This window comes from Klebsiella sp. LY (genome assembly GCF_004010915.1).
Taxonomy (GTDB): domain Bacteria; phylum Pseudomonadota; class Gammaproteobacteria; order Enterobacterales; family Enterobacteriaceae; genus Klebsiella; species Klebsiella quasipneumoniae.
Map to the genome: position 1 here is coordinate 1264760 of NZ_CP022444.1, position 26694 is coordinate 1291453.

The 26694-nt window shown below is 56.2% G+C and carries 25 protein-coding genes, 1 tRNA gene, 1 rRNA gene and 1 other annotated feature; of the genes, 11 read left to right on the forward strand and 16 right to left on the reverse strand.

Annotated elements, in window-relative coordinates; all coding sequences use genetic code 11:
• Positions 1–111: 111 nt before the first annotated feature.
• The 5 genes from CE636_RS08880 to rluD form a co-directional block, all read right to left on the reverse strand.
• Positions 112–187: transfer RNA gene (locus CE636_RS08880), tRNA-Glu, on the reverse strand.
• Positions 188–272: 85 nt separating this feature from the next.
• Positions 273–1812: ribosomal RNA gene (locus CE636_RS08885) — 16S ribosomal RNA — on the reverse strand.
• Positions 1813–2276: 464 nt separating this feature from the next.
• Positions 2277–4850 carry an ATP-dependent chaperone ClpB gene (clpB, locus tag CE636_RS08890; RefSeq protein ID WP_004206837.1) on the reverse strand — a complete coding sequence of 858 codons (2574 nt, stop codon included), beginning with the start codon at positions 4848–4850 and terminating at the stop codon, positions 2277–2279.
• Between the two features lie 128 nt (positions 4851–4978).
• Complete coding sequence (gene yfiH / locus CE636_RS08895; protein ID WP_017900645.1) at positions 4979–5710, reverse strand: purine nucleoside phosphorylase YfiH; 732 nt, start codon at positions 5708–5710, stop codon at positions 4979–4981.
• A complete protein-coding gene (gene rluD / locus CE636_RS08900; RefSeq protein WP_004206840.1) occupies positions 5707–6687 on the reverse strand; it encodes a 23S rRNA pseudouridine(1911/1915/1917) synthase RluD in 981 nt (326 codons plus the stop codon). Before rluD ends, yfiH begins: the two co-directional genes overlap by 4 nt.
• Positions 6688–6818: 131 nt before the next feature.
• Here rluD and bamD point away from each other — a divergent pair, with 131 nt between their 5' ends.
• The 4 genes from bamD (at position 6819) to pheA (ending at position 9578) form a co-directional block, all read left to right on the forward strand.
• Positions 6819–7556, forward strand: a complete 738-nt coding sequence (gene bamD / locus CE636_RS08905) for an outer membrane protein assembly factor BamD (protein WP_004145664.1) — start codon at positions 6819–6821, stop codon at positions 7554–7556.
• 271 nt (positions 7557–7827) lie between these two features.
• The gene (gene raiA / locus CE636_RS08910; RefSeq protein WP_002914111.1) at positions 7828–8163 is read left to right on the forward strand and encodes a ribosome-associated translation inhibitor RaiA; all 336 of its coding nucleotides are present in this window, start codon (positions 7828–7830) and stop codon (positions 8161–8163) included.
• A gap of 105 nt (positions 8164–8268) precedes the next feature.
• Positions 8269–8393: a sequence feature (Phe leader region), on the forward strand.
• Positions 8270–8317: a pheA operon leader peptide PheL gene (gene pheL / locus CE636_RS08915; RefSeq protein WP_100250063.1), complete on the forward strand. Its 48-nt coding sequence runs from the start codon at positions 8270–8272 to the stop codon at positions 8315–8317. (Overlaps the previous feature by 48 nt.)
• A 24-nt stretch (positions 8394–8417) precedes the next feature.
• Positions 8418–9578, forward strand: coding sequence for a bifunctional chorismate mutase/prephenate dehydratase (gene pheA / locus CE636_RS08920; protein ID WP_004206841.1), 1161 nt, complete (start codon positions 8418–8420; stop codon positions 9576–9578).
• Here the strand turns inward: pheA and CE636_RS08925 are convergent.
• The 3 genes from CE636_RS08925 to aroF form a co-directional block, all read right to left on the reverse strand.
• A complete protein-coding gene (locus tag CE636_RS08925; protein ID WP_004206842.1) occupies positions 9575–10447 on the reverse strand; it encodes an SMP-30/gluconolactonase/LRE family protein in 873 nt (290 codons plus the stop codon). The two genes, pheA and CE636_RS08925, sit on opposite strands and share 4 nt — an antisense overlap.
• A 62-nt stretch (positions 10448–10509) precedes the next feature.
• Entirely contained in the window at positions 10510–11631 is a 1122-nt protein-coding gene (tyrA, locus tag CE636_RS08930; protein ID WP_004206843.1) for a bifunctional chorismate mutase/prephenate dehydrogenase, read from the reverse strand.
• A 9-nt stretch (positions 11632–11640) separates the two neighbouring features.
• Entirely contained in the window at positions 11641–12711 is a 1071-nt protein-coding gene (aroF, locus tag CE636_RS08935; RefSeq protein ID WP_004206844.1) for a 3-deoxy-7-phosphoheptulonate synthase AroF, read from the reverse strand.
• 342 nt (positions 12712–13053) lie between these two features.
• On the opposite strand from aroF, the gene CE636_RS08940 reads away from it, so the two are divergent.
• From CE636_RS08940 to CE636_RS08950, 3 genes are read left to right on the forward strand one after another with little or no spacing between them, the layout of a single operon-like run.
• Positions 13054–13563 carry a YfiR family protein gene (locus tag CE636_RS08940; RefSeq protein ID WP_017900644.1) on the forward strand — a complete coding sequence of 170 codons (510 nt, stop codon included), beginning with the start codon at positions 13054–13056 and terminating at the stop codon, positions 13561–13563.
• Entirely contained in the window at positions 13556–14779 is a 1224-nt protein-coding gene (dgcN, locus tag CE636_RS08945; protein WP_004206845.1) for a diguanylate cyclase DgcN, read from the forward strand. Before CE636_RS08940 ends, dgcN begins: the two co-directional genes overlap by 8 nt.
• Before the next feature lie 13 nt (positions 14780–14792).
• On the forward strand, positions 14793–15275 hold the full coding sequence (locus CE636_RS08950; protein ID WP_017900643.1) for an OmpA family protein: 483 nt from the start codon (positions 14793–14795) through the stop codon (positions 15273–15275).
• A gap of 8 nt (positions 15276–15283) precedes the next feature.
• Here the strand turns inward: CE636_RS08950 and CE636_RS08955 are convergent, their stop codons facing one another.
• The 7 genes from CE636_RS08955 to ffh form a co-directional block, all read right to left on the reverse strand.
• The gene (locus tag CE636_RS08955; RefSeq protein WP_017900642.1) at positions 15284–16642 is read right to left on the reverse strand and encodes a PepSY-associated TM helix domain-containing protein; all 1359 of its coding nucleotides are present in this window, start codon (positions 16640–16642) and stop codon (positions 15284–15286) included.
• Between the two features lie 54 nt (positions 16643–16696).
• A complete protein-coding gene (locus CE636_RS08960) occupies positions 16697–17158 on the reverse strand; it encodes a DUF2946 domain-containing protein (RefSeq protein WP_017900641.1) in 462 nt (153 codons plus the stop codon).
• 119 nt (positions 17159–17277) lie between these two features.
• The gene (rplS, locus tag CE636_RS08965; RefSeq protein ID WP_002914145.1) at positions 17278–17625 is read right to left on the reverse strand and encodes a 50S ribosomal protein L19; all 348 of its coding nucleotides are present in this window, start codon (positions 17623–17625) and stop codon (positions 17278–17280) included.
• 39 nt (positions 17626–17664) lie between these two features.
• Positions 17665–18432: a tRNA (guanosine(37)-N1)-methyltransferase TrmD gene (gene trmD / locus CE636_RS08970; protein ID WP_002914147.1), complete on the reverse strand. Its 768-nt coding sequence runs from the start codon at positions 18430–18432 to the stop codon at positions 17665–17667.
• 31 nt (positions 18433–18463) lie between these two features.
• A complete protein-coding gene (gene rimM / locus CE636_RS08975; protein ID WP_004150977.1) occupies positions 18464–19012 on the reverse strand; it encodes a ribosome maturation factor RimM in 549 nt (182 codons plus the stop codon).
• An 18-nt stretch (positions 19013–19030) separates the two neighbouring features.
• The gene (rpsP, locus tag CE636_RS08980) at positions 19031–19279 is read right to left on the reverse strand and encodes a 30S ribosomal protein S16 (RefSeq protein WP_002914149.1); all 249 of its coding nucleotides are present in this window, start codon (positions 19277–19279) and stop codon (positions 19031–19033) included.
• A gap of 306 nt (positions 19280–19585) precedes the next feature.
• Positions 19586–20950: a signal recognition particle protein gene (gene ffh, locus CE636_RS08990; protein WP_002914152.1), complete on the reverse strand. Its 1365-nt coding sequence runs from the start codon at positions 20948–20950 to the stop codon at positions 19586–19588.
• Positions 20951–21113: 163 nt separating this feature from the next.
• On the opposite strand from ffh, the gene CE636_RS08995 reads away from it, so the two are divergent.
• Both CE636_RS08995 and CE636_RS09000 read left to right on the forward strand, forming a co-directional pair.
• Complete coding sequence (locus tag CE636_RS08995; protein WP_002914153.1) at positions 21114–21905, forward strand: cytochrome C assembly family protein; 792 nt, start codon at positions 21114–21116, stop codon at positions 21903–21905.
• A 19-nt stretch (positions 21906–21924) separates the two neighbouring features.
• Positions 21925–23211 (forward strand): HlyC/CorC family transporter, encoded by a 1287-nt coding sequence (locus CE636_RS09000; RefSeq protein WP_017900640.1) that lies wholly within the window; start codon positions 21925–21927, stop codon positions 23209–23211.
• 119 nt (positions 23212–23330) lie between these two features.
• On the opposite strand, the gene grpE is transcribed toward CE636_RS09000, so the two are convergent.
• Positions 23331–23921 (reverse strand): nucleotide exchange factor GrpE, encoded by a 591-nt coding sequence (gene grpE, locus CE636_RS09005; RefSeq protein WP_017900639.1) that lies wholly within the window; start codon positions 23919–23921, stop codon positions 23331–23333.
• A 124-nt stretch (positions 23922–24045) separates the two neighbouring features.
• Between grpE and nadK the strand changes: the two genes are divergently transcribed.
• Together nadK and recN are read left to right on the forward strand one after the other, a co-directional pair.
• Positions 24046–24924: an NAD(+) kinase gene (nadK, locus tag CE636_RS09015; protein ID WP_002914158.1), complete on the forward strand. Its 879-nt coding sequence runs from the start codon at positions 24046–24048 to the stop codon at positions 24922–24924.
• Between the two features lie 86 nt (positions 24925–25010).
• Positions 25011–26672: a DNA repair protein RecN gene (gene recN, locus CE636_RS09020; RefSeq protein WP_004206849.1), complete on the forward strand. Its 1662-nt coding sequence runs from the start codon at positions 25011–25013 to the stop codon at positions 26670–26672.
• Positions 26673–26694: the final 22 nt, after the last annotated feature.

Sequence of the window (26694 nt, forward strand, 5' to 3'; positions counted from 1 at the left end):
GTTTCAATTTTCAGCTTGATCCAGATTTTTAAAGAGCAAATATCTCAAACGTCACCCGAAGATGAGTTTTGAGATAGTTCGGCACGCGTCTTTCACTCACGAACCAGCAAGTGGCGTCCCCTAGGGGATTCGAACCCCTGTTACCGCCGTGAAAGGGCGGTGTCCTGGGCCTCTAGACGAAGGGGACACTGAAGTCTCAATCGCAAGACGCCTTGCTTCTTTACTTTCATCAGACAATCTGTGTGAGCACTACAAAGGCAGGTTCTTTAAGGTAAGGAGGTGATCCAACCGCAGGTTCCCCTACGGTTACCTTGTTACGACTTCACCCCAGTCATGAATCACAAAGTGGTAAGCGCCCTCCCGAAGGTTAAGCTACCTACTTCTTTTGCAACCCACTCCCATGGTGTGACGGGCGGTGTGTACAAGGCCCGGGAACGTATTCACCGTAGCATTCTGATCTACGATTACTAGCGATTCCGACTTCATGGAGTCGAGTTGCAGACTCCAATCCGGACTACGACGCACTTTATGAGGTCCGCTTGCTCTCGCGAGGTCGCTTCTCTTTGTATGCGCCATTGTAGCACGTGTGTAGCCCTGGTCGTAAGGGCCATGATGACTTGACGTCATCCCCACCTTCCTCCAGTTTATCACTGGCAGTCTCCTTTGAGTTCCCGGCCTAACCGCTGGCAACAAAGGATAAGGGTTGCGCTCGTTGCGGGACTTAACCCAACATTTCACAACACGAGCTGACGACAGCCATGCAGCACCTGTCTCACAGTTCCCGAAGGCACCAAGCCATCTCTGGCAAGTTCTGTGGATGTCAAGACCAGGTAAGGTTCTTCGCGTTGCATCGAATTAAACCACATGCTCCACCGCTTGTGCGGGCCCCCGTCAATTCATTTGAGTTTTAACCTTGCGGCCGTACTCCCCAGGCGGTCGATTTAACGCGTTAGCTCCGGAAGCCACGCCTCAAGGGCACAACCTCCAAATCGACATCGTTTACGGCGTGGACTACCAGGGTATCTAATCCTGTTTGCTCCCCACGCTTTCGCACCTGAGCGTCAGTCTTTGTCCAGGGGGCCGCCTTCGCCACCGGTATTCCTCCAGATCTCTACGCATTTCACCGCTACACCTGGAATTCTACCCCCCTCTACAAGACTCTAGCCTGCCAGTTTCGAATGCAGTTCCCAGGTTGAGCCCGGGGATTTCACATCCGACTTGACAGACCGCCTGCGTGCGCTTTACGCCCAGTAATTCCGATTAACGCTTGCACCCTCCGTATTACCGCGGCTGCTGGCACGGAGTTAGCCGGTGCTTCTTCTGCGGGTAACGTCAATCGACAAGGTTATTAACCTTATCGCCTTCCTCCCCGCTGAAAGTACTTTACAACCCGAAGGCCTTCTTCATACACGCGGCATGGCTGCATCAGGCTTGCGCCCATTGTGCAATATTCCCCACTGCTGCCTCCCGTAGGAGTCTGGACCGTGTCTCAGTTCCAGTGTGGCTGGTCATCCTCTCAGACCAGCTAGGGATCGTCGCCTAGGTGAGCCGTTACCCCACCTACTAGCTAATCCCATCTGGGCACATCTGATGGCATGAGGCCCGAAGGTCCCCCACTTTGGTCTTGCGACGTTATGCGGTATTAGCTACCGTTTCCAGTAGTTATCCCCCTCCATCAGGCAGTTTCCCAGACATTACTCACCCGTCCGCCGCTCGTCACCCGAGAGCAAGCTCTCTGTGCTACCGCTCGACTTGCATGTGTTAGGCCTGCCGCCAGCGTTCAATCTGAGCCATGATCAAACTCTTCAATTTAAGTTTGATGCTCAAAGAATTAAACTTCGTAATGAATTACGTGTTCACTCTTGAGACTTGGTATTCATTTATTGTCCGAAGACATTAAGAATCCATGTCACTTTGAGTGCCCACACAGATTGTCTGATAAATTGTTAAAGAGCAGTTGCGACGCGCTTTAGCGCTCTGTCGCGAGGTCCCGTATAATACGTTTTCCTCATTCAGAGTCAAGCGCTTATTTTGCTTTTCTCTGTCGGCTTCAACGTTATCTTTCGCCGTTGAATCCTGCTGCCCCGGCGGCTTGCTTGCCGTTGTTCCGTGTCAGTGGAGGCGCATTATAGGGGGTAATTCTGAAGTGACAAGGATAAATTCAAAAAAAGAATTCAATCGCTCACTTTTCAACCAAATCAGGTGTTGAGCTTTAATTCTTGCCTGGTTTTTAAACAAAAACGAGCCCGCTGGGCCCGTTTTTGTCGTTTTGTGACTTACTGCACTGCCACGATACGGTCGTCTTTCACTACCAGCTCGACGGTTTTACCCGGAATCAGCTCACCGGAAAGTATCTGCTGGGCCAACGGGTTCTCAATCTGCTGCTGAATAGCGCGTTTCAGTGGCCGCGCGCCGTATACCGGATCGTATCCGTTGGCGCTTAGTAACTTCAACGCCTCATCGGACATCCGCACTTCATATCCGCGCTCTTCCAGACGTTTATACAGACGCTGCAGCTGGATCTGGGCAATAGAAGCAATGTGTTTCTCACCCAGCGGATGGAAGACCACCACTTCATCGATACGGTTGATGAACTCCGGACGGAAGTTCTGGCTGACAACCCCCAGCACCAGGTCCTTCATATGTCCGTAATCCAGCTCGCCGAACCGTTCCTGAATCAAATCGGAACCGAGGTTCGAGGTCATGATGACCACCGTGTTACGGAAGTCGACCGTTCTCCCCTGGCCATCGGTGAGGCGCCCGTCGTCGAGTACCTGCAGCAGAATGTTGAACACATCCGGGTGCGCTTTTTCCACTTCATCCAGCAGGATGACGGAATAAGGACGACGGCGCACCGCCTCGGTCAGGTAACCGCCCTCTTCATAACCGACGTATCCCGGAGGCGCACCGACCAGACGCGAGACGGAGTGTTTCTCCATAAACTCGGACATATCGATACGCACCATTGCGTCGTCGCTGTCGAACATAAAGTTAGCCAGCGTTTTACACAGCTCGGTTTTACCGACCCCGGTCGGACCGAGGAACAGGAATGAACCAATCGGCCGGTTCGGATCGGACAGCCCGGCACGGCTACGGCGAATAGCGTTAGATACTGCTTCAACCGCCTCATCCTGACCAATCACCCGATGATGCAGTTCCTGCTCCATACGCAGCAGTTTGTCACGCTCGCTTTCCATCATGCGGGAGACCGGGATACCGGTCCAGCGGGCCAGCACTTCGGCGATTTCAGCATCCGTCACTTTATTACGCAGCAGACGCATGGTTTTTCCTTCGGACTGAGTGGCTGCCGCCAGCTGTTTCTCCAGTTCCGGAATTTTGCCGTACTGCAGCTCGGACATCCGCGCCAGGTCACCGACGCGACGCGCCTGTTCGATGGCGATTTTCGCCTGCTCCAGCTCGGCTTTGATGGTCTGGGTGCCGGAGAGGGACGCTTTTTCCGCTTTCCACTCTTCTTCCAGCACCGAGTACTGCCGTTCTTTATCCGCCAGCTCCTCGTTGAGCATATCAAGACGCTTCAGACTCGCCTCATCAGACTCTTTCTTCAGCGCCTGCTGCTCCAGTTTCAACTGGATGATACGGCGATCGAGACGGTCCAGCTCTTCCGGCTTTGAGTCGATCTGCATACGGATGCTGGACGCCGCCTCATCGATAAGGTCGATGGCTTTATCCGGCAGCTGACGGTCGGCAATGTAGCGATGCGACAAGGTCGCCGCCGCCACGATAGCCGGGTCGGTGATCTGCACATGGTGGTGCAGTTCATAACGTTCTTTCAGACCGCGCAGAATAGCGATGGTATCTTCTACCGACGGCTCGGCGACGAACACCTTCTGGAAGCGGCGCTCCAGCGCAGCGTCTTTTTCAATGTACTGACGGTATTCGTCAAGCGTCGTCGCCCCGACGCAGTGCAGTTCACCACGCGCCAGCGCCGGCTTCAGCATGTTGCCCGCGTCCATCGCGCCATCGGCTTTACCGGCGCCAACCATGGTATGCAGTTCGTCGATAAACAGAATGACGTTGCCTTCCTGTTTCGACAGGTCGGTTAGCACGCCTTTCAGACGCTCTTCAAACTCACCGCGGTATTTCGCCCCGGCCACCAGCGCGCCCATATCCAGCGCCAGCACCCGGCGGCCTTTCAGCCCTTCCGGCACTTCGCCGTTGACGATACGCTGCGCCAGGCCTTCGACGATAGCGGTTTTACCCACCCCGGGTTCACCAATCAGCACCGGATTGTTTTTGGTACGGCGCTGCAATACCTGAATGGTACGGCGGATCTCTTCATCACGGCCGATAACCGGGTCCAGCTTGCCCTGTTCGGCACGCTCGGTGAGATCGACGGTAAATTTCTTCAATGCCTGACGTTGGTCTTCGGCACCCTGATCGTTCACGCTTTCACCTCCGCGCATTTGTTCAATCGCCTGAGTCACGTTGGCGGTTGTTGCTCCGGCGGATTTTAAAAGGTCGGTCAGCGTACCGCGTGATTCAAGCGCCGCCAGAACAAACAGTTCTGACGATATAAAGTTGTCCTTTTTCTTTTGCGCCAGCTTGTCGCAAAGGTTCAGGATCCGCACTAAATCCTGAGAAGGTTGCACATCGCCGCCGGTGCCTTCCACCTGCGGTAAACGGCTCAGAGCCTGTTCGATGTCAGTGCGCAGTTTCCCGGCATTCACGCCCGCCGAGGTTAATAAAGGACGTACCGATCCCCCTTCCTGATTCAGCAAGGCGCTCATTAAATGAAGAGGTTCGATGAATTGGTTGTCGTGCCCGAGTGCAAGCGACTGGGCATCGGCAAGAGCAAGCTGGAATTTATTGGTAAGACGATCCAGACGCATAACTCCTCCCATAACAGGTCAAATTTGCTACTGGAGATTAAATGAGGTCATCCCTCAATTATTCAAGGTTAAAGACCTGAACTATGCGAAAAATAAGTTTGCCTTCTGGATCGTCTTGATTCTCTAGGTTATATCAGCCAAATGAAACTTGCCATACGACCGGTGGTCTTGTCGCGCCGGTAAGAGAAAAAATCATCCTTTTCGCTTAGCGTGCAGCGATCGCCGCCGAAAATCTGCTCAACGCCGACGTTTGCCAGGCGCTGCCGAGCCAGCTGGTAGATATCAGCAAAATATTTTTCGCCTGCCGGACGAAAAGCCTGATGCGCATTCTCATCCTTAGCCATAAAAGCGTCGCGAACTTCTGGGCCCACCTCAAACGCCTGCGGACCGATGGCGGGTCCCAGCCACGCCATAATGTTTTCGGCTTTATCGGCGAAACGGGCGACCGTCTCTTCCAGAACCCCTTCACATAAGCCGCGCCATCCCGCATGCGCCGCGGCGACTTCGGTACCGGCGCGGTTACAGAACAGGACCGGCAGGCAGTCAGCGGTCATCACCGCGCAGACAGTCCCTGGCGTACGGCTATAAGAGGCATCCGCGCGTTTCGACGGATAGGGTCCGCCGTCCAGCGTGAGCACATCGGTACCATGAACCTGCTCCAGCCAAACCGGGTAAGACGGTAAGCCGCCGGCGGCAAACATCCTCCGCCGGTTTTCTTCGACATGCTGCAGATTGTCGCCGCAATGGGCGCCCAGGTTGAGCGAGTCATAGGGCGGCAGACTCACGCCGCCGATGCGGGTAGAACTACAGGCCGCCACGCTGCCGGGCATTAGCCACTGCGGTACAATCAGTTTAGTCATAACCAGTCAATATCGTCCTTATGGGCTTCAAAATCGGCGCGCATCGCCTCGATGAGCTCGACCATATCTTGTGGGATGGGCGCGTGCCACTCCATTTCAATGCCGGTAATCGGGTGGTACAGACGTAGCATGGTGGCGTGCAGCGCCTGGCGGTCGAATTTACGCAGCGCGGTGATGAACTCCTCCGACGCGCCCTTCGGCGGACGCGGGCGGCCGCCATACACCTGGTCGCCTACCAGCGGATGGGTGATATGCGACATATGCACGCGGATCTGATGCGTACGACCGGTTTCCAGACGCAGGCGCAGGCGGGTATGGATGCGGAAATGTTCCATAATGCGGTAGTGGGTCACCGCCGGTTTGCCCATCGGGTGCACCGCCATATGGGTACGCTTGGTCGGATGACGGCTGATCGGTTCTTCAACCGTACCGCCGGCGGTCATATGACCGATCGCCACCGCTTCGTATTCACGGGTGATCTCGCGCAACTGCAGCGACTCCACCAGCCGGGTTTGCGCTGGAATGGTTTTCGCCACCACCATCAGACCGGTGGTGTCTTTATCCAGACGGTGGACGATACCCGCACGCGGCACATCGGCAATAGGCGGATAGTAGTGCAGCAGCGCATTCAGCACAGTACCGTCAGGGTTGCCCGCGCCAGGATGTACAACCAGATCGCGCGGTTTGTTGATCACGATGATGTCATCATCTTCGTAAACGATATTGAGCGGAATATCCTGCGGCTGGAAGCGCGCCTCTTCTTCGATTTCCACATCGATAGCGATGCGTTCTCCCCCCAGCACTTTTTCTTTCGGTTTATCGCCAATGGTGCCATTGACTAATACGCGTTGGTCGAGGATCCATTCTTTTATCCGCGATCGCGAATAATCAGGGAACAATTCGGCCAAAGCCTGATCTAAGCGTTGACCGAGTTGATTTTCGGTCACCGTTGCGGTGAGTTGTACTCGTTGTGCCATATACAGCTTCTTCGTTTAACGTTGGGTTTTACGGCTTTGCCGTTTAATATAGTGTGCTATTGTAGCTGGTCTTAATCGGGAGCAGGAACAGAGATTCTCCCGCATAAACATTTTGAGGAAGTCAAAACGTCATGACGCGCATGAAATACCTGGTGGCAGCCGCCACACTGAGCCTGGCTTTGGTGGGTTGCTCCGGCTCTAAGGAAGAGGTGCCTGATAATCCGCCGAATGAAATCTACGCGACCGCCCAGCAAAAACTGCAGGACGGTAACTGGAAACAGGCGATAACGCAACTGGAAGCGTTGGATAACCGTTATCCATTCGGCCCTTATTCCCAACAGGTACAGCTGGATCTGATTTATGCGTATTACAAAAACGCCGATCTGCCGCTGGCTCAAGCGGCCATCGATCGCTTCATGCGCTTGAATCCCACCCATCCGAACATCGACTACGTCATCTATATGCGCGGCCTGACCAACATGGCTCTGGATGACAGCGCCCTGCAGGGCTTCTTCGGCGTCGATCGTTCCGACCGCGATCCGCAGCACGCGCGCGATGCCTTCAATGACTTCTCCAAACTGGTACGCGGCTACCCGAACAGCCAGTATGCCACGGACGCCTATAAGCGCATGGTATTCCTGAAAGATCGCCTGGCGAAGTATGAGCTGTCGGTAGTGGATTACTACACCGACCGCGGCGCATGGGTTGCCGTCGTTAACCGCGTGGAAGGTATGATGCGTAACTATCCGGATACCCAGGCCACCCGCGATGCCCTGCCGAAGATGGAAAATGCCTATCGTCAAATGCAGATGAATGCTCAGGCGGACAAAGTCGCGAAGATTATCGCTGCGAACAGTAAGAACACCTGAGCCTGACTCATGGATCGCAAACGGCAGCCACTGGCTGCCGTTTTTTTATTCGTTATCCTGGTTAGCTGAAGCGGTTTAGCGTCGAGTTAACTCATCAAATATGGCCTGCTTTGGCAGGTTCGACAAGTAAAATCTCACTTCTTCCTGCCCTGTCTCACAAAATGAATTCGTTGACAAAAAGTGACAATAAAACGTGATTTAGATCACACATTTTGACATTAGGAAAGGTATGCTGGATTCACCAAGACGGGAAAGACAAGAGGTAAAATTTATGACAATGAACATTACCAGTAAACAAATGGAAATTACTCCGGCAATCCGCCAGCATGTCGCAGACCGTCTCGCCAAACTGGATAAGTGGCAAACTCATTTAATTAACCCGCACATCATTCTGTCTAAGGAGCCGCAGGGTTTTATCGCTGATGCAACCATCAACACGCCAAACGGCCATCTGGTTGCCAGTGCGCGTCATGAAGATATGTACGCCGCCATTAACGAATTGATCAACAAGCTGGAACGGCAGCTCAATAAAGTGCAACACAAAGGGGAAGCCCGCCGCGCCGCGACGTCGGTGAAAGAGGCAGGCTTTGTGGAAGAAGAAGAGTAATCCTTAACTTAAGTTGTGTCATGCCACGCGCCTTCGGGCGCGTTTTTTATTGACAGAGTGAAAACAGTACAGGTACTGTAATCCCCACTACTTAAAGGAATTCATCATGAAACTCGTCCCGTTCTTCTTCGCATTCTTTTTTACCTTCCCCTGACCGGGAGGCAATTCGTCGTATAAGAAAGAATGCGAAGACGAACAATAAGGCCTCCCACCCGGGAGGCCTTTTTTATTGGATAACAACAAAGGCAACATCTATGACCGAGGAAAACCCATTACTGGCGCTGCGCGACAAGATAAGCGCGCTGGATGAGAAACTGCTTGCTCTGCTGGCGGAGCGTCGCGGGCTGGCTGTTGAGGTTGGTAAAGCCAAACTGGCCTCCCATCGCCCGGTGCGTGATATTGACCGCGAACGCGATCTGCTGGAGCGTCTGATGACCCTCGGCAAGCGCCATAATCTGGACGCTCATTACATCACCCGCCTGTTCCAGCTGATTATCGAAGACTCTGTACTGACCCAGCAAACCCTGCTGCAGCAGCATTTGAATAAAATTAACCCGCATTCGGCTCGCGTGGCGTTCCTCGGTCCCAAAGGCTCTTATTCGCATCTGGCGGCGCGTCAGTACGCCGCTCGCCACTTTGAGCAGTTTATTGAAAGCGGCTGCGCGAAGTTCGCCGATATTTTTAATCAGGTGGAAACCGGCCAGGCCGATTACGCCGTAGTGCCGATTGAAAACACCAGCTCCGGCGGGATCAACGATGTCTACGATCTGCTGCAGCACACCAGCCTGTCGATCGTAGGCGAGCTGACGATCCCTATCGATCATTGCGTCCTGGTCAGCACCTCGACGGATGCCGATAAAATTCAGACCGTCTACAGCCATCCGCAACCGTTCCAGCAGTGTAGCCAGTATCTGAGTCGCTACCCGCACTGGAAGATTGAATATACCGAGAGCACCTCAGCGGCGATGGAAAAAGTCGCGCAGGCGAACGCCCCGACCGTCGCGGCGCTGGGCAGCGAAGCGGGCGGCGCTCTGTACGGCCTGCAGGTGCTGGAGCACTGCCAGGCCAACCAGACGCAGAATATTACGCGCTTCCTCGTTCTGGCGCGCAAAGCGGTGAACGTCTCCGATCAGGTTCCGGCGAAGACCACGCTGTTAATGGCGACCGGTCAGCAGGCGGGTGCCCTGGTGGAAGCCTTACTGGTGCTGCGCAATCACAATCTGATCATGACCAAACTGGAATCTCGCCCCATCCATGGCAATCCGTGGGAAGAGATGTTTTATCTCGATATTCAGGCAAACCTGGACTCGCTGTCCATGCGCAAGGCGCTGAAGGAGCTGGCGGAGATCACCCGCTCCATGAAGGTTCTCGGTTGCTACCCCAGCGAAAACGTCGTGCCGGTGGATCCGGTTTAACGTTCGCGGAACGGTAATTTCTTCATCCCTGCCACCGCCACCGGCAGGGTGAAGATGGCGCCGGACAGCGGATACTGCGCCAGCTCATCGTCCTCCATGTTTTCCCGGGTGGTGGTGATATAGAGCGTTTGCATATCCGCCCCGCCAAAGCAGACCATCGTCGGGCAACGTACCGGCATCGGGTAGGACTCCAGCTCCTCACCCTGCGGAGAGAAACGGGCGATCCGCCAGCCGTCAAACATTGCGCTCCAGTAACACCCCTCCACGTCAATCGCCGCCCCGTCCGGTATCCCTTCGCCAGGCTGAAAACGGCGAAAGACTTCGCGCCGGCCAGGCTCACCCTGCTCATCCAGCGGCGTACGGTAGATCACGGCGTTCGGCGTATCGGAGGTATACATCCAGCGCCGGTCGGCGCTAAACGCCAGACCGTTGGCGCCATGGATGTCACACTGGATCACCGTCGGCTTCAGGTCGTTATCGACCCGCATCAGCAGCGCGCCGTTATAATCCCCCGGGCCCCAGAAGGTGCCGGCATAAAAGCGCCCATCGCGATCGGTCCCGCCATCGTTAAACCGCGCCAGTTCCGGATTGCTCGGGTTATCGCAGACTTTACGCCGTAGCAGACCGTGGGCGTCGGTCAGCCAGATACCGCTGCGCAATGCAACGATAAACCCGCCCTTCTCGCGCAAGGAAAAACAGCCGACCTCCTCCGGAAATTGCAGCACCTGGTGTTCGCCGCTGCGGGTATCGTAGCGGTGAATTTCACATTCCATAATATCGGCCCAGTAAAGGGCCTGCTCTGCCTCGCTCCAGGTCGGGCATTCCGGCAGGTATCCGGTGTAGTCAAACAGCGGTTGTGGTTCAGCCATCGTTGTCATCCCTATAAAAAAAGCCAGCGGTCGCTGGCTTTATTGTATACACCTTTTTCGCTTTACTGCCGATTATCGTTCGCCTGACGCAGCAGCGTGCGGCTCTCGCTCTGGAAACGCTGCGCGTAATCGCCAAACCAGTGTTCGACTTTACGGAAGCTATCGATAAACGCCTGCTTATCGCCCTGCTCCAGCAGACCGATCGCCTCGCCAAACCGCTGGTAGTAGCGCTTAATCAGCGCCAGGTTGTTTTCCGAAGACATAATAATGTCGGCGTAGAGCTGCGGATCCTGGGCAAACAGACGGCCCACCATCGCCAGCTCCAGCCGGTAAATGGGTGACGAGAGCGCCAGCAACTGCTCAAGGCGCACATTCTCTTCCGCCAGATGCAGCCCATAGGCGAAGGTGGCAAAGTGGCGCAACGCCTGAATAAAGGCCATGTTCTGATCGTGCTCCACCGCGCTGATGCGATGCAGGCGCGCGCCCCAGACCTGAATTTGCTCGAGGAACCACTGATAGGCCTCTGGCTGGCGGCCATCGCAGTAGACCACCACCTGCTTGGCAAGGCTGCCGCTGTCCGGACCAAACATCGGGTGCAGGCCGAGTACCGGGCCCTGATGCGCCGCCAGCATCGCCTGCAGCGGCTCTGCTTTAACCGAGGCAAGGTCGACCAGAATGCAATCCGCCGGCAGCGGCGGCAGCCTGGCGATCGTCTCCACGGTGGTGTGAATCGGCACGCTGACAATGACCATGCCGGCATCGGCGACGATATCCGTCGCCCGCGCCCAGTCCTCTTTTTCCAGAATGCGCACCTGATAGCCGGACAGCGTTAACATCTTCTCAAACAGACGCCCCATCTGCCCGCCGCCGCCGACGATCACTACCGGCCGCAGATTCGGGTAAAGGGTTTTGAAGCCTTTGTCGTTTTCGCTGGAATAGGATTCGCGCATCACGCGACGCAGAACGTCCTCGATCAGATCCGGCGGAACGCCGAGCGCAGCCGCCTCTTCTCGCCGGGAGGCGAGCATCGCCGCCTCGCGTTCCGGGACGTAAATCGGCAGGCCATACTGGCTCTTCACCTCGCCGACTTCGGCCACCAGTTCCAGGCGCTTAGCCAGCAGGCTAAGCAACGCTTTATCTACTTCATCAATTTGATCGCGTAACGCGGTCAGTTCAGCAACCATACTTTCCTCTTACACCAAACGGGCCGCCAGGTGGCCGCGGAGATCCTTATCCAGTTCACGCAGTAGCGCATCGGTGGTTTCCCAGCTGATGCAGGCATCCGTTACCGAAACGCCGTATTTCATCGCCTCACGCGGCTGTTCAGAGGACTGATTGCCCTCGTGGATATTACTCTCAATCATCAGGCCGATAATGGAGCGATTGCCATCTTTAATCTGCGCGACAACGGATTCAGCCACGGCCGGCTGGCGGCGGAAATCTTTATTGGAGTTCCCATGACTGCAATCTACCATCAGCGACGGCTTCAGTCCCGCCTGCGCCATCTCTTTTTCGCATTTCGCCACATCGTCCGGACCGTAGTTTGGCGCCTTACCGCCGCGGAGGATCACATGGCCGTTCGGGTTACCCTGCGTTTGCAGCAGGCAGACCTGCCCGGCCTGGTTGATACCGACGAAACGGTGCGGCATCGCCGCGGCGCGCATGGCGTTGATGGCCGTGGCCAGGCTGCCGTCGGTGCCATTTTTAAAGCCTACCGGCATGGAAAGACCAGAGGCCATTTCGCGGTGCGTCTGAGATTCCGTGGTTCGCGCGCCGATGGCGGACCAGCTGAACAGATCCCCAAGGTACTGCGGGCTGTTGGGATCCAGCGCTTCCGTCGCCAGCGGCAGTCCCATATTCACGAGCTCGACCAGCAGACGACGCGCAATCTTCAGGCCGCCTTCAACATCAAACGAACCATCCATATGCGGGTCGTTAATCAGCCCCTTCCAGCCAACGGTAGTACGGGGTTTTTCAAAATAGACGCGCATCACCAGATAGAGGCTATCGCTGACCTCTGCGGCAAGGGCTTTAAACCGACGAGCATATTCGATCGCAGCTTCCGGATCGTGAATGGAGCAAGGACCGCAAACCACCAGCAGGCGCGGATCGCGGCCGGCGATGATATCGGAGATGGTTTCACGGGCGTGCGCGATCTGCGCTTCCTGTTCAACGCTCAGGGGGAATTCCGCCTTCAGTTGCTCCGGGGTCATTAACACATGTTCGTCGGTAATATGTACGTTATTCAGCGCGTCTTTTTGCATGATTGCGATCCTGTGTAGCTCGTTTGCGATAGGGGTTGCCTCAGCGGGCATGACGTAACGATACCATACAAAGTAAAGAATTCAATCCATATTACGTAAATTTTAATTTACACCAATAAATTAATTGGCACTTACCACGGCATTATCCGTACAAAAATATTTACACATAGCAAAATCGCGCCAAAATGGCTCATCAGAGCCATCGGCATTACGAAAAATCCTGGTGAGATTTGTCCCAAAGCAAAGGGCGCATCTAATGACGGGTTTTGCTATCAGTGATATTCTTCGCCGGGCATCGGCAGCGGCTTTTCCCGCGTCAGGGCGAATTTGACGGAAGCGTTAATGACAGTATTACACCGTCTTTTATTGACTGTATTTTTTCTCATCGCGGTATCTCCTGTTTTTGCTGCCGGACCTTCAGAACATGTTCGCGCGATTGTTTCCGGGATCGTGACCTATACCCGTTGGCCGTCATTAACAGGGGCGCCGAAGCTGTGCATTTTTGCCTCATCACGCTTCACCCATAGCCTGGCTCATGAAGATCCGGATGCATTGCCCTATCAACCGGTGATAGTACGTAATAGTGAAGAAGCGTTAAAAACAACCTGCGATGGTTTTTATTTTGGCAGCGAATCGCCGACCCAACAGTCGGAATTAACTCGCCGCTATGGCTCGAGGCCGCTGTTACTCATCGCAGAACAAAATACAGATTGCTCAATTGGTAGCGCGTTTTGCCTGATCATCAACGACGACAGAGTCCGCTTCTCCGTTAATCTGGACGTTCTGACGCACAGCGGGGTTCGGGTTAACCCGGACGTCCTGATGCTTGCCCGGAAGAAACCACATGAATAAGGACTTTTCACAGACATCGCGCCCGACGTTCAAACGCGCGCTGCGTCGCATTAGCGTGATAAGCGTGGTGATTTCCATGACGCTGGTCTGGCTGCTGCTGAGCACGGCCTCTATCTTCACGCTCAAGCAGTACGCGCAGAAAAACCTTGAGCTCACTGCCGCGACCATGGGCCGCAGTCTCGAAGCCGCCCTGGTGTTTGGCGACAGCGCGGCAGCAGAGGAGACCCTCGCTTCCCTGGGGAAGCAAGGGCAGATTTCCCAGGCAATCGTGCTCAACGGCCAGAAGCAGCCCTTCGCCGCATGGCGCCACGAACCGCTGGCCAACAAAGAACAAGTGAGCGGCCTTATCAGTAAATGGCTGTTTCCGGAGCCCACGGTGCAGCCCATCTGGCACCAGGGCAAACAAATCGGCGAGCTGCGACTAACCGCGCTTGATGAACTAATTAGCCACTTTCTGGGCATCTCGATTCTGGTACTGACAGGCAGCATTCTGCTCGCCTCGTTTATCGGCCTGCTGCTGACCCACTCCCTGCACCGGGGGATCGTCGCCGCCCTGCAGAGCATCACCGAGGTCGTGCATGATATTCGCGAAAACCGCCACTTCTCCCGGCGGGTGCCGGAGGAGCGTATCGAGGAGTTCCATCTGTTTGCCCAGGACTTTAACAGTCTGCTGGGGGAGATGGAGGACTGGCAGCGCCAGCTGCAGGCCAAAAATGCTCAGCTGTTGCGCAGCTCGTTGCACGATCCGTTGACCGGCCTGGCTAACCGCGCCGCCTTTCGCAACGCGCTTGCCGAGCTGATGAAAAATGAAGTGGATCACCAGACCTCAGCGTTACTGTTTCTCGATGGCGATAACTTCAAATTGATCAATGACAACTGGGGACATGCGGCGGGCGATAAAGTGCTGATGGAAGTCGCCAGCCGCCTGATGACTTTCGCCGGTAAACGCCATCTGGCGTGGCGTCTCGGCGGCGATGAGTTTGCCGTTCTGCTGCGCGAGGTGCGCTCGGAAGCAGAAGTCCAGGCCCTGTGCCAGGCGCTGTCTGAACAATTTCTTCCGCCATTCAATCTGCACAATGGCCATAGCGCCACGCTCTCGCTGAGCGTCGGTTATGCCCTGGCGTGGGAGCACGCCACTGCGGAATCACTGCAAGAACTTGCCGATCAGAATATGTATCGGATGAAAAACCAACGTATCCAGCAGACGCTGAAATAATAAAGGACGCATTATGATCACGAAATATTTCGCCCCCGCCCTGATGGCGGCGGCGCTTTTGACAGGTTGCCAGGCTCCTCAGGGAAAATTTACCCCCGAGCAGGTGGCGGCGATGAAATCTTACGGCTTTACTGAAAGCAACGGCGATTGGTCCCTGGGCTTATCCGATAGCATCCTGTTTGACAAGAATGACTACCGACTACGTCCCGACAGCCGCCAGCAGATCACCCAAATGGCCTCGCGGCTGGCGACAACCGGGATAACGCATAGCCGCCTTGAAGGCCACACCGATAATTATGGTGAGGATAGCTATAACGAAGCCCTGTCGCTTAAGCGGGCCAACAGCGTAGCCGATGCCTGGGCGGAAGGCGCCCATATCCCGCGCAGTAATTTAGTCACCCGCGGCCTTGGCAAAAAATACCCGATCGCCAGCAACGACACCGCGGCCGGGCGCGCTGAAAACCGCCGGGTCACGGTGGTCATCAGCACGCCGTAAACGTCCGCTTAATCGCTGGACTTCGCCATCCTCATTGCCGTTGCCGCGCGCCAGCGCAGGTAGTCAACGGCAATGAACAACACCAGGCTGATGCCCATCAATGGCATGGCCAGACCCAGGGCTAACGCTATCCCAAGCACCAGCCCACGGGCAGGCCAGGCGAGCGACAGCCACGCCCGCAGCAGCGAATGCGCCGGATCCCAGACGGCCTGAGGCGGACGGCGCATCCACCACAGCCGGTACCCCACGGCAATGGTGACGCACAGCGCACAGCCAAACCCCACCAGCAGCAGTTGATTCGCCAGACCGAAGAGGATCCCCATATGGAAATCGACGCCCCAGCGGGTAAGTTTCGCCATCAGAGGAAAGTCGGCAAAATGGGTGCGATCCACCACCTCCATCGTGGCGCCATCGATCGCTACCGCATCCACCTGCGTCGGCCAGCGTCGGTCGATCTCATTCACCGTCCAGGCGCGTCCGTCTGATACCGGGGGACGGATCTCCAGCCGGCTGGCGTTCAGCCCCGCCTGACGGGCCACCGCCAGTGCCCGGTCAAATTGCGCGGGCTGATGCTGGGTCATGGCCATCGCCTCCCTGTGATGCCCGGCATGGGGATCGTGTGCCATCGGTGCCTCACCGTGCAGCAGGGTATTGACCTGCGGCGTCCACCAGCCGAAAGCCGCCCGCATTTTATCCACATTGCCGCCGGCCCATTGCGACCAGGTCAGGCCGGTGGCGGAGAAGAGCAGCATACCCAGCAGTAAACTCCAGCCCAGCGTCACGTGCAGCCGACGATGATTCTGCAGGGCGTTATTGATCCGCCGTTTTGGACGCGTCATCGCCCACAGGGCAATGCCCCCCAGCGCGGCCACCCACATCCATGAGGCAGCCAGTTCGCTGTAGAGCCGCCCGCTGTCGCCCAACAGCAGCGAACGATGCGCATAGTCAATCCACTGACGCAGCGGCAGGATGCCGCTGGTGCCGTAGACCGTCATATCGCCCTTCACCCGCAGCGCGATCGGATCGACAAAAATGGCCCGGGATTCCGACTCCCCGAGACGCGGATCGGCAAACATAATGCGGGTGGTCTCGCCCACCGCGGGGGCCGGACGCACCGCCAGCAGCCGCAGATTACCCTGGGTCGCTTCCTCGGCCAGCGCAATCTGGGCGCTGAGCGGTTGCGGGGTGCCTTCGGGAAGGCCATACAGCGCATCGTGATAGAGCCAGTTTTCCAGTTGCGGCGTCGCCACATAAAGCGTACCGGTCAGGGCTGCGACAAAGATAAACGGTCCGATAAACAGCCCGATATAGAAATGGAGGCGACGCAGCAGGTTCAGCCATGCCGCGCGCGAGGTGCAGGTTGTCATACTTTTCCTTTTTTTAAAGCAAAAGAGGTCGTTGCGCGGTGCGCAGATTGATTTTTATGAAAGGGAAAAAGCAGACAGCTGCGGCGGGGCGCGGGTTTCGGGGTAGAGCCAGGGAAAGTAGCGCCAGTGTTTTAATACCGGGCGAGAAGCCGGCAGGCGAATGCGCCGCAGGAGCATGGCGACGAACAGCGCCAGCGCGAAAATCAGCCCTGGGACATGGGCTAACAGCACGCAATAGCCACAGGCTTCGGCATGGTCCAGCGGCAGTTCGTGTCCGGTAGGCGTAGCGCCGTCTGTGCTGTGCATCATCGCCATATCGTGGCCGGGCATCTGCGCCATACTCGCTGGCGAGCTGTCCATCATCATGGCGTGGTGCATGCCGGGCATGGCGCTCATAGGGTCTTTTTGCAGGGAGACGGAGATCAGGGGGGCCACCACGATCAGCAGGATCGCCAACAGCGCCAGCCAGGCGGCTCGCCGTTTAGGTGTCGTTTGCTGAAAACTGTTACTGACCACCGCCCCTCCGAATAGAGGGCGTATTGTAAATGATTTACATCACGATGGTTACAACAAAGATAAAAAAAGGGCCGGCCCTGAGGCCAGCCCTTTTTGTCAGGATGTCGCGAAAGCGAATCTTAGTTAAGACGCTCTTTGATACGAGCAGACTTACCAGTGCGCTCACGCAGGTAGTACAGTTTAGCTTTACGTACAGCACCACGACGTTTAACAGCAATGCTGTCAACTACCGGAGAGTGAGTCTGGAAGACACGCTCAACGCCTTCGCCGTTGGAAATTTTGCGAACAGTGAATGCAGAGTGCAGACCGCGGTTACGAATAGCGATAACCACGCCCTCGAATGCCTGCAGACGTTTTTTGGAACCTTCAACAACCCATACTTTCACTTCCACGGTATCACCCGGACGGAAGGAAGGTACGTCCTGCTTCATCTGTTCTTGTTCAAGTTGCTTAATAATGTTGCTCATAATTTAATCTCTTATCCTGGGTAAACTGATATTGGGGGCTCACGCCTGCCCATCATGTTTATGCTGCTGTTGCGCGTGTTCAGTTTTGAACTCCGCCAGCAGCTTTGCTTGCTCTTCAGTCAGAGCCAGGTTTTCCAGAAGTTCAGGTCTTCTAAGCCAGGTGCGGCCCAGCGACTGCTTCAGACGCCAGCGACGTATCTCAGCATGGTTTCCCGACAGCAATACTGGCGGTACTTCCATCTCTTCTAACACTTCAGGACGGGTATAGTGGGGGCAATCCAGCAACCCATCAGCAAAGGAATCTTCCGTTGCCGATGCTTCATGGCCCAGTACTCCCGGAATGAACCGGGAAACGGAGTCAATCAGCGTCATTGCCGGTAACTCACCACCGCTGAGAACGTAATCGCCGATTGACCATTCTTCGTCAATTTCGGTTTGGATTACGCGCTCGTCTATCCCTTCGTAACGACCGCACACCAGAATCAGTTTCTGATTCGTTGCCAGTTCGCTGACGCCCGCTTGATCAAGCTTGCGTCCCTGAGGTGACAGATAAATCACCTTCGCGCCTTCACCTGCCGCGGCTTTTGCTGCATGAATGGCATCCCGTAAGGGTTGCACCATCATTAGCATCCCCGGTCCGCCGCCGTAAGGACGATCGTCCACGGTACGGTGCCGGTCATGCGTGAAGTCGCGAGGACTCCAGCTTTCGATGCTCAGCAGGCCATTTTTTACTGCCCGGCCAGTTACCCCGTAATCGGTAATTGCGCGGAACATTTCAGGAAACAGGCTAATTATGCCAATCCACATAGCGCCGTCTTTTACCGTTTATCCGGAGAATTTAAAAACCAGGATCCCAATCTACTTCGATAGTACGCGTAGTGAGATCGACTTTCTTGATAACCTGCCCATCGAGGAACGGAACCAACCGCTCCTTGATACCAAATGCATCTTTCAGGTTTGCCTTGATGACGAGCACGTCATTAGACCCGGTTTCCATCATATCGATGACTTTACCGAGGCTATAGCCTTCCGTTGTCACTACCTGGCAGCCCATCAGGTCTTTCCAGTAGTAGTCACCCTCTTCCAGCTCCGGCAACTGCGATGAATCCACGATAATTTCGCAATTAGTCAGTAGATTCGCGGCATCACGATCGTCAACGCCTTTCAGCTTGATGATGATGTCCTGATTGTGGTGGCGCCAGCTTTCCAGCTCAACAACCTGCCACTGACCCGCCTTCTGGATTAACCAGGGCTGATAGTCAAAAATGCTTTCGGCGTCTTCGGTGGAGGAAAACACTCTGAGCCAACCACGGATACCGTAGGAAGAACCCATTTTCCCCAATACGATCGGATCAACAGGTGCTTGTGCGGTGTGTTGCTTGCTCATCATGACCACCGTGACAGATTAAGCTGCTTTGTTAGCGGCTTTGATCAGCGCGGCAACGCGATCGGAAACAGTAGCGCCCTGGCCAACCCAGTGAGCGATACGATCCAGATCCAGGCGAGTTTCTTCTTCCGCACCGTTAGCGATCGGGTTGAAGAAACCAACGCGCTCGATGAAGCGACCGTTGCGTGCATTACGGCTGTCGGTGACAACAACCTGGTAGAACGGACGCTTTTTAGCGCCGTGACGTGCTAAACGAATAGTTACCATAACATCCTCTTGTGTGAATAAAACAACCGGGCCCCATCGAGGAACGGAGCCCGGTGTCATATTAAAAGCCCGAAAATTTTACTGATTTCTGTGCAAAAATCAATTCAAAACTACATACGCTAAATAATTCGAGTTGCAGGACAAAACGCGAAAGCGTTTTGAACAGCGCTTGCGCTGGCCCCGAAGGGGTGAGGCCGAATGGCCGAATCACGCGGCAAGTGAGTAAATCCCCGGGAGCGTACACAAGTACGTGACCGGGGTGAACGAACGCAGCCAACGCATCTGCGGCTTGAATTATGACGCGTATTAACGGCCCGGGAAACCTGGAGGCATCATCCCTTTCATCCCGCGCATCATCTTCATCATGCCGCCTTTCGACTTCATCTTCTTCATCATGCGCTGCATGTCGTCGAACTGCTTGAGCAGACGGTTCACATCCTGCACCTGCATCCCGCAGCCGGCGGCGATACGGCGCTTACGTGAACCTTTGATGATTTCCGGCTTAGCGCGCTCTTTCAGGGTCATCGAGTTGATGATCGCTTCCATACGCACCAGCACTTTGTCGTCCATCTGCGCTTTGACGTTGTCCGGGATCTGGCCCATACCCGGCAGCTTGCCCATCAGGCTGGCCATGCCGCCCATGTTTTTCATCTGGCGCAGCTGCTCCAGGAAGTCGGTGAGGTCGAAGCCGTCGCCTTTCTTCAGCTTGGAGGCCAGCTTCTCGGCCTGCGCGCGGTCGACTTTACTCTCGATATCTTCGATCAGCGACAGCACGTCGCCCATGCCGAGGATGCGGGAGGCGACGCGGTCCGGATGGAACGGTTCCAACGCTTCGGTTTTCTCGCCGACGCCGAGGAATTTAATCGGCTTACCGGTAATATGGCGAATCGACAGCGCCGCGCCGCCGCGGGCGTCACCGTCCACTTTGGTCAGCACCACGCCGGTCAGCGGCAGCGCTTCGTTAAAGGCTTTAGCGGTATTCGCCGCATCCTGGCCGGTCATCGCATCGACGACGAACAGGGTTTCAACCGGATTAATGGCGGCGTGGACGTGCTTAATTTCGTCCATCATCGCTTCGTCAACGTGCAGACGACCGGCGGTATCCACCAGCAGCACGTCGTAGAATTTGAGCTTCGCTTCTTTCAGCGCCGCGTTGACGATATCAACCGGCTTCTGCCCGACGTCGGACGGGAAGAAGTCGACGCCGACCTGCTCGGCCAGGGTCTCCAGCTGTTTGATCGCCGCCGGGCGGTAAACGTCCGCGGAGACCACCAGCACTTTCTTCTTGTGCTTCTCGCGCAGGAATTTCCCCAGCTTACCGACGCTGGTGGTTTTACCAGCCCCCTGCAGGCCCGCCATCAGCACCACCGCCGGCGGCTGCGCCGCCAGGTCGAGGGTCTGGTTCTCTTCGCCCATCGCCGCCACCAGCTCGTTGCGGACGATTTTGACGAACTCCTGACCCGGGGTCAGGCTTTTATTGACTTCATGGCCGACCGCGCTCTCTTTGACGCGGCTGATGAAATCACGTACCACCGGAAGCGCAACGTCCGCTTCCAGCAGCGCCATGCGCACTTCGCGCAGGGTGTCTTTAATATTGTCTTCTGTAAGGCGTCCGCGGCCGCTAATGTTGCGCAGCGTACGCGACAAACGATCGGTTAAATTATCAAACATTGTCTCTCGCCTGAGGTGGAAACGGTCGGTCGCCGCAGCGACACACAAAACGAATGTGGCGGAGTATAACACGACATCAATCTGAATGTGCTGCAACGGTTGGAGCAGAGGCCTGCTGACGTTATACTGCTTCTCTTTCTTATTTAGCCAACAGCCGACACCTATGCCTGTTTTTGCTCTACTCGCCCTTGTCGCCTACTCCGTCAGCCTCGCGCTGATTATCCCCGGCTTGCTGCAAAAAAACAGCAGCTGGCGGCGAATGGCGATTTTATCTGCGACTATCGCGTTGATTTGCCATGCTTTTGCGCTGGAAGCACGGATATTCCCCGGCGGCGAGAGCGGGCAAAACCTCAGCTTACTGAACGTCGGGTCGCTGGTGAGCCTGATGATCTGTACGGTGATGACTATCGTGGCCTCGCGCAATCGCGGCTGGCTGCTGCTGCCTATCGTCTATGCCTTCGCGCTGATCAACCTGGCCTTCGCCACCTTCGTGCCTAACGAATATATCACCCACCTGGAAACCACTCCGGGGATGCTGGTGCATATCGGCCTGTCGCTCTTCTCGTACGCCACGCTGATTATTGCCGCGCTGTATGCGCTACAGCTGGCGTGGATCGACTACCAGTTAAAGAATAAAAAGCTGGCCTTCAGCAGCGAAATGCCGCCGCTGATGAGCATTGAGCGCAAAATGTTCCACATCACTCAGGTCGGCGTAGTGCTGCTGACTCTGACGCTGTGCAGCGGCCTGTTCTATATGCACAATCTGTTCAGCAGCGAAAACATTGATAAAGCGGTGCTGTCGATTATTGCGTGGTTCGTCTATATCGTCCTGCTGTGGGGCCACTATCATGAAGGGTGGCGCGGACGTCGCGTGGTCTGGTTCAGCGTCGCTGGCGCCGGTCTGCTGACGCTGGCCTATTTTGGTAGCCGCGTGCTGCAACAGTTCGTGAGCTAAGTCTTTTAAGGAATCCTACGTGGAACATATCTCCACCACCACGCTGATCATAACGCTGATCGTCATGGTGATTATCTCTGCCTATTTCTCCGGATCCGAAACCGGCATGATGACGCTGAACCGCTACCGGCTACGTCATATGGCGAAACAAGGCAACCGCCCCGCCAAGCGCGTGGAGAAGCTGCTGCGCAAGCCGGACCGCCTGATTAGCCTCGTGCTCATCGGTAATAACCTCGTCAACATTCTCGCCTCGGCGCTGGGCACCATCGTCGGCATGCGCCTGTACGGCGATGCCGGCGTCGCGATCGCCACCGGCGTACTCACCTTTGTGGTGCTGGTATTTGCCGAAGTCCTGCCGAAAACCATCGCCGCCCTCTATCCGGAAAAAGTTGCCTACCCCAGCAGCTTCCTGTTGGCGCCCCTGCAGGTGCTGATGATGCCGCTGGTGTGGCTGCTGAATACCATCACCCGCATACTGATGCGCATGATGGGCATCCGCACCGATACCGTCATCAGCAGCGCCCTGAGCAAAGATGAACTGCGCACGATTGTGAATGAATCCCGTTCACAAATCTCACGACGCAATCAGGACATGCTGCTGTCGGTGCTGGACCTGGAGAAGGTCAGCGTTAACGACATCATGGTGCCGCGCAATGAGATTGTCGGCATCGACATCAATGACGACTGGAAATCTATCGTCCGCCAGCTGACCCACTCCCCACACGGCCGCATTGTGCTCTACCGCGATTCGCTGGACGATGCCATCAGCATGCTGCGCGTCCGCGAAGCCTACCGACTGATGACGGAGAAGAAAGAGTTCACAAAAGAGATCATGCTGCGGGCGGCAGATGAGATCTACTTTGTTCCTGAAGGGACGCCGCTCAGCACCCAGCTGGTGAAATTCCAGCGTAATAAAAAGAAAGTCGGTCTGGTTGTCGATGAATACGGCGATATTCAGGGGCTGGTCACCGTAGAAGATATTCTTGAAGAGATTGTCGGCGACTTCACCACCTCCATGTCACCCACCCTGGCGGAGGAAGTGACCCCGCTCAACGACGGCACCGTGATAATCGACGGCAGCGCCAACGTTCGCGAAATCAACAAAGCGTTCAACTGGCACCTGCCGGAAGATGAAGCGCGCACCATCAACGGTATCATCCTTGAAGCGCTGGAAGAGATCCCGGTCCCGGGCACCCGCGTGCGCATTGAGCAGTATGATATTGATATTCTCGACGTGCAGGACAACATGATCAAACAGGTGAAAGTGATGCCGGTGAAATCATTACGCGAGAGCGTCACGGAGTAGCGCGAGCGAAGGAATTAACCTCACGGTGGGCTGCGGCCCGCCGTTTTTTTATCTCGCGCCGGGAGCGATGACATAAAAAACGGCCGCCCGCGGGCAGCCGTTGAGCAAGGCAGCAAACGTTATTTCGCTTTTGCTACCGTCACCATCGCGGCGCGAATGGTGCGGCCGTTCAGGGTGTAACCTTTCTGCATCACGGCCAGCACGTTGCCCGCCGTCACGTCTTCAGACTCGACCATCGCAATGGCCTGGTGGACGTTCGGATCCAGCGGAACGTTGGTGTCGGCGATCACTTCCACGCCGAACTTACGCACTACGTCCAGCATAGATTTGAGGGTCAGTTCGATCCCTTCCACCATCGGCGCCAGCTCCGGGTTAGCCTTGTCGGCCACTTCCAGCGCGCGGTCCAGGCTGTCGATCACCGGCAGCAGTTCATTGACGAATTTTTCCAGCGCGAATTTGTGCGCTTTCTCGATATCCTGCTCGGTACGACGACGCAGGTTATCTTCGTCGGCTTTGGCACGCAGCATCACTTCACGTTCACGTTTCTGCGCTTCAGCCAGCTGGGCTTCCAGATTCGCAATTTTTTCATCGCGCGGATCCACCTGCTCAGCCGAAACTTCAGGCTCTACCGCCTCAACGTCGTCGTGCTGCTCCGTGATAATTTCTTCCGGGGCTTGCCCCTCAGGCGTTTTCTGTTCTTTACTACTCATGAATTTCTCCGCGTTTTTTTCGCATTCATCTCGCTAACTTCGCTTATTATGGGGATCAGTTTCCGGGTTTCAAGGGAAGCGGACAGATTGTCACTATTTCATTTAACGCAAGGACATCCAGATCATGAAGAACCATTTCAAGTGTATCGGCATTGTGGGACATCCTCGTCACCCCACCGCCCTGACCACACATGAAATGCTCTGGCGCTGGCTGTGCAGCAAAGGGTATGAAGTGCTGGTTGAACAGCAGATCGCCCATGAACTCCAGCTCAGCAACGTGAAAACCGGCACGCTGGCGGAGATTGGCCAACAGGCCGACCTCGCGGTGGTCGTGGGCGGCGACGGCAATATGCTCGGCGCGGCGCGGACTCTGGCCCGTTATGACATTAACGTCATCGGCATTAACCGCGGCAACCTCGGCTTTCTCACCGACCTGGACCCGGACAACGCCCTGCAGCAGCTCGCCGACGTGCTGGAAGGCCACTACATCGCCGAGAAACGCTTTCTGCTGGAGGCCCAGGTGTGCCAGCAGGATTGCCAGAAACGCATCAGCACCGCCATCAACGAAGTGGTGCTGCACCCCGGCAAAGTGGCGCATATGATTGAGTTCGAAGTCTATATCGATGAAGTCTTCGCCTTCTCCCAGCGCTCCGATGGCCTGATAATCTCCACCCCGACCGGCTCCACAGCCTATTCGCTGTCGGCCGGCGGCCCGATCCTCACCCCGTCGCTGGACGCCATCACCCTGGTGCCGATGTTCCCGCACACCCTCTCGGCGCGACCGCTGGTGATCAACGGCGACAGCACCATCCGCCTGCGCTTCTCTCACCGCTGCAGCGATCTGGAGATCAGCTGCGACAGTCAGATTGCCCTGCCGATCCAGGATGGCGAAGATGTCCTCATCCGCCGCTGCGATTACCACCTCAATCTGATTCATCCCAAAGACTACAGCTATTTCAATACATTAAGCACCAAGCTCGGCTGGTCGAAAAAATTGTTCTGATTTACATCGCTGCCTCTTTACTGGATAAAAAACCAGTCTATACTGTACGAAAACACAGTATTGGTTTTTCATACAGGAAGGCAGCTATGTTGGCGCAACTCACCATCAGTAATTTTGCTATCGTTCGTGAACTGGAAATTGATTTCCACAGCGGTATGACCGCCATCACCGGGGAAACCGGCGCCGGGAAATCCATTGCCATCGACGCGCTGGGGCTGTGCCTCGGCGGCAGAGCGGAAGCCGACATGGTGCGTCGCGGCGCTACCCGTGCCGACCTGTGCGCGCGCTTCGCGCTGAAAGATACCCCGGCCGCCCAGCGCTGGCTGGAAGAGAACCAGCTGGAGAGCGGGCGTGAGTGTTTACTTCGCCGGGTGATCAGCGCCGACGGCCGCTCGCGCGGCTTCATCAACGGCACCGCCGTCCCGCTCTCGCAGCTGCGCGAGCTGGGCCAGCTGCTGATCCAGATCCATGGCCAGCATGCGCACCAGCTGTTGACCAAACCCGAACACCAGAAAACGCTGCTTGACGGCTATACCGGTGAGTATGCGCTCACTCAACGCATGGCCGAGCACTATCGCCAGTGGCACCAGAGCTGCCGCGAGCTGGCCCAGCATCAGCAGCAGAGCCAGGAGCGTGCCGCCCGCGCCGATCTGCTGCAGTACCAGCTTAAAGAGCTGAACGAATTTAACCCGCTGGCGGGAGAGTTTGAGCAGATTGACGAAGAGTACAAGCGCCTGGCCAACAGCGGGCAGCTGCTCAGCACCTGCCAGCATGCCCTGACGGTACTGGCGGACGGCGAAGAGGCCAATCTGCAGAGCCAGCTTTATACCGCGAAGCAGCTGGTCAGCGAGCTGGTGGGTATGGACAGCAAGCTTTCCGGCGTGCTGGATATGCTGGAAGAGGCGGCCATTCAGCTCAGCGAGGCCAGCGACGAGCTGCGCCACTACCATGACCGTCTGGACCTTGATCCTAACCGTCTGTTCGAACTTGAGCAGCGGATTTCCCGGCAAATCGCGCTGGCGCGTAAACACCAGGTGATGCCGGAAGAGCTGCCGGCAGTTTATCAGGCGATGCTCGAAGAGCAGCGCCTGCTGGACGACAGCGCCGGCTCGCTGGAATCCCTCAGCCAGCAGGTGGTCGAACATCATCAGCTGGCGCTGGAGACCGCGCGTCAGCTACACGCCCTGCGCCAGGCCAGCGCCGACGAGCTGACCCAGCTTATCACCGAGAGTATGCACTCACTTTCGATGCCCCACGGGGTCTTCGCGATTGAGGTCGCTTTCGATGAACGCCATCTCACCGCCGACGGCGCCGATCATATTGAGTTCCGCGTCACCACTAACCCGGGTCAGCCGCTGCAGCCGATCGCGAAAGTGGCCTCTGGCGGCGAGTTGTCGCGTATTGCGCTGGCGATTCAGGTGATCACCGCGCGTAAAATGGAAACCCCGGCGCTCATCTTCGACGAAGTGGACGTCGGCATCAGTGGCCCGACCGCTGCCGTGGTCGGCAAGCTGCTGCGCCAACTGGGCGAGTCCACGCAGGTGATGTGCGTGACCCACCTGCCGCAGGTCGCAGGCTGCGGCCACCATCATTTCTTCGTCTGCAAAGAGACCGATGGCGAGATGACCGAAACACATATGCAACCGCTGGATAAGCGTGCTCGTCTGCAGGAGTTGGCTCGCCTGCTGGGCGGCAGCGAGGTCACGCGCAACACCCTGGCAAACGCGAAAGAGTTGCTTGCGGCGTAAACTTTTTGATTTTCACAGGGTC

Bases quoted from the DNA above. Each gene is read 5' to 3' on its own strand.
- dgcN (WP_004206845.1), top strand. From the start codon at position 13,556: ATGAATAAGGACTTTTCACAGACATCGCGCCCGACGTTCAAACGCGCG.
- CE636_RS08940 (WP_017900644.1), top strand. From the start codon at position 13,054: ATGACAGTATTACACCGTCTTTTATTGACTGTATTTTTTCTCATCGCG.
- tyrA (WP_004206843.1), bottom strand. From the start codon at position 11,631: ATGGTTGCTGAACTGACCGCGTTACGCGATCAAATTGATGAAGTAGAT.
- rimM (WP_004150977.1), bottom strand. From the start codon at position 19,012: ATGAGCAAGCAACACACCGCACAAGCACCTGTTGATCCGATCGTATTG.
- aroF (WP_004206844.1), bottom strand. From the start codon at position 12,711: ATGCAAAAAGACGCGCTGAATAACGTACATATTACCGACGAACATGTG.
- ffh (WP_002914152.1), bottom strand. From the start codon at position 20,950: ATGTTTGATAATTTAACCGATCGTTTGTCGCGTACGCTGCGCAACATT.
- grpE (WP_017900639.1), bottom strand. From the start codon at position 23,921: ATGAGTAGTAAAGAACAGAAAACGCCTGAGGGGCAAGCCCCGGAAGAA.
- rluD (WP_004206840.1), bottom strand. From the start codon at position 6,687: ATGGCACAACGAGTACAACTCACCGCAACGGTGACCGAAAATCAACTC.
- rplS (WP_002914145.1), bottom strand. From the start codon at position 17,625: ATGAGCAACATTATTAAGCAACTTGAACAAGAACAGATGAAGCAGGAC.
- clpB (WP_004206837.1), bottom strand. From the start codon at position 4,850: ATGCGTCTGGATCGTCTTACCAATAAATTCCAGCTTGCTCTTGCCGAT.
- yfiH (WP_017900645.1), bottom strand. From the start codon at position 5,710: ATGACTAAACTGATTGTACCGCAGTGGCTAATGCCCGGCAGCGTGGCG.
- CE636_RS08955 (WP_017900642.1), bottom strand. From the start codon at position 16,642: ATGACAACCTGCACCTCGCGCGCGGCATGGCTGAACCTGCTGCGTCGC.
- nadK (WP_002914158.1), top strand. From the start codon at position 24,046: ATGAAGAACCATTTCAAGTGTATCGGCATTGTGGGACATCCTCGTCAC.
- recN (WP_004206849.1), top strand. From the start codon at position 25,011: ATGTTGGCGCAACTCACCATCAGTAATTTTGCTATCGTTCGTGAACTG.
- raiA (WP_002914111.1), top strand. From the start codon at position 7,828: ATGACAATGAACATTACCAGTAAACAAATGGAAATTACTCCGGCAATC.
- trmD (WP_002914147.1), bottom strand. From the start codon at position 18,432: ATGTGGATTGGCATAATTAGCCTGTTTCCTGAAATGTTCCGCGCAATT.
- CE636_RS08995 (WP_002914153.1), top strand. From the start codon at position 21,114: ATGCCTGTTTTTGCTCTACTCGCCCTTGTCGCCTACTCCGTCAGCCTC.
- rpsP (WP_002914149.1), bottom strand. From the start codon at position 19,279: ATGGTAACTATTCGTTTAGCACGTCACGGCGCTAAAAAGCGTCCGTTC.
- bamD (WP_004145664.1), top strand. From the start codon at position 6,819: ATGACGCGCATGAAATACCTGGTGGCAGCCGCCACACTGAGCCTGGCT.
- pheA (WP_004206841.1), top strand. From the start codon at position 8,418: ATGACCGAGGAAAACCCATTACTGGCGCTGCGCGACAAGATAAGCGCG.
- CE636_RS08925 (WP_004206842.1), bottom strand. From the start codon at position 10,447: ATGGCTGAACCACAACCGCTGTTTGACTACACCGGATACCTGCCGGAA.
- CE636_RS08950 (WP_017900643.1), top strand. From the start codon at position 14,793: ATGATCACGAAATATTTCGCCCCCGCCCTGATGGCGGCGGCGCTTTTG.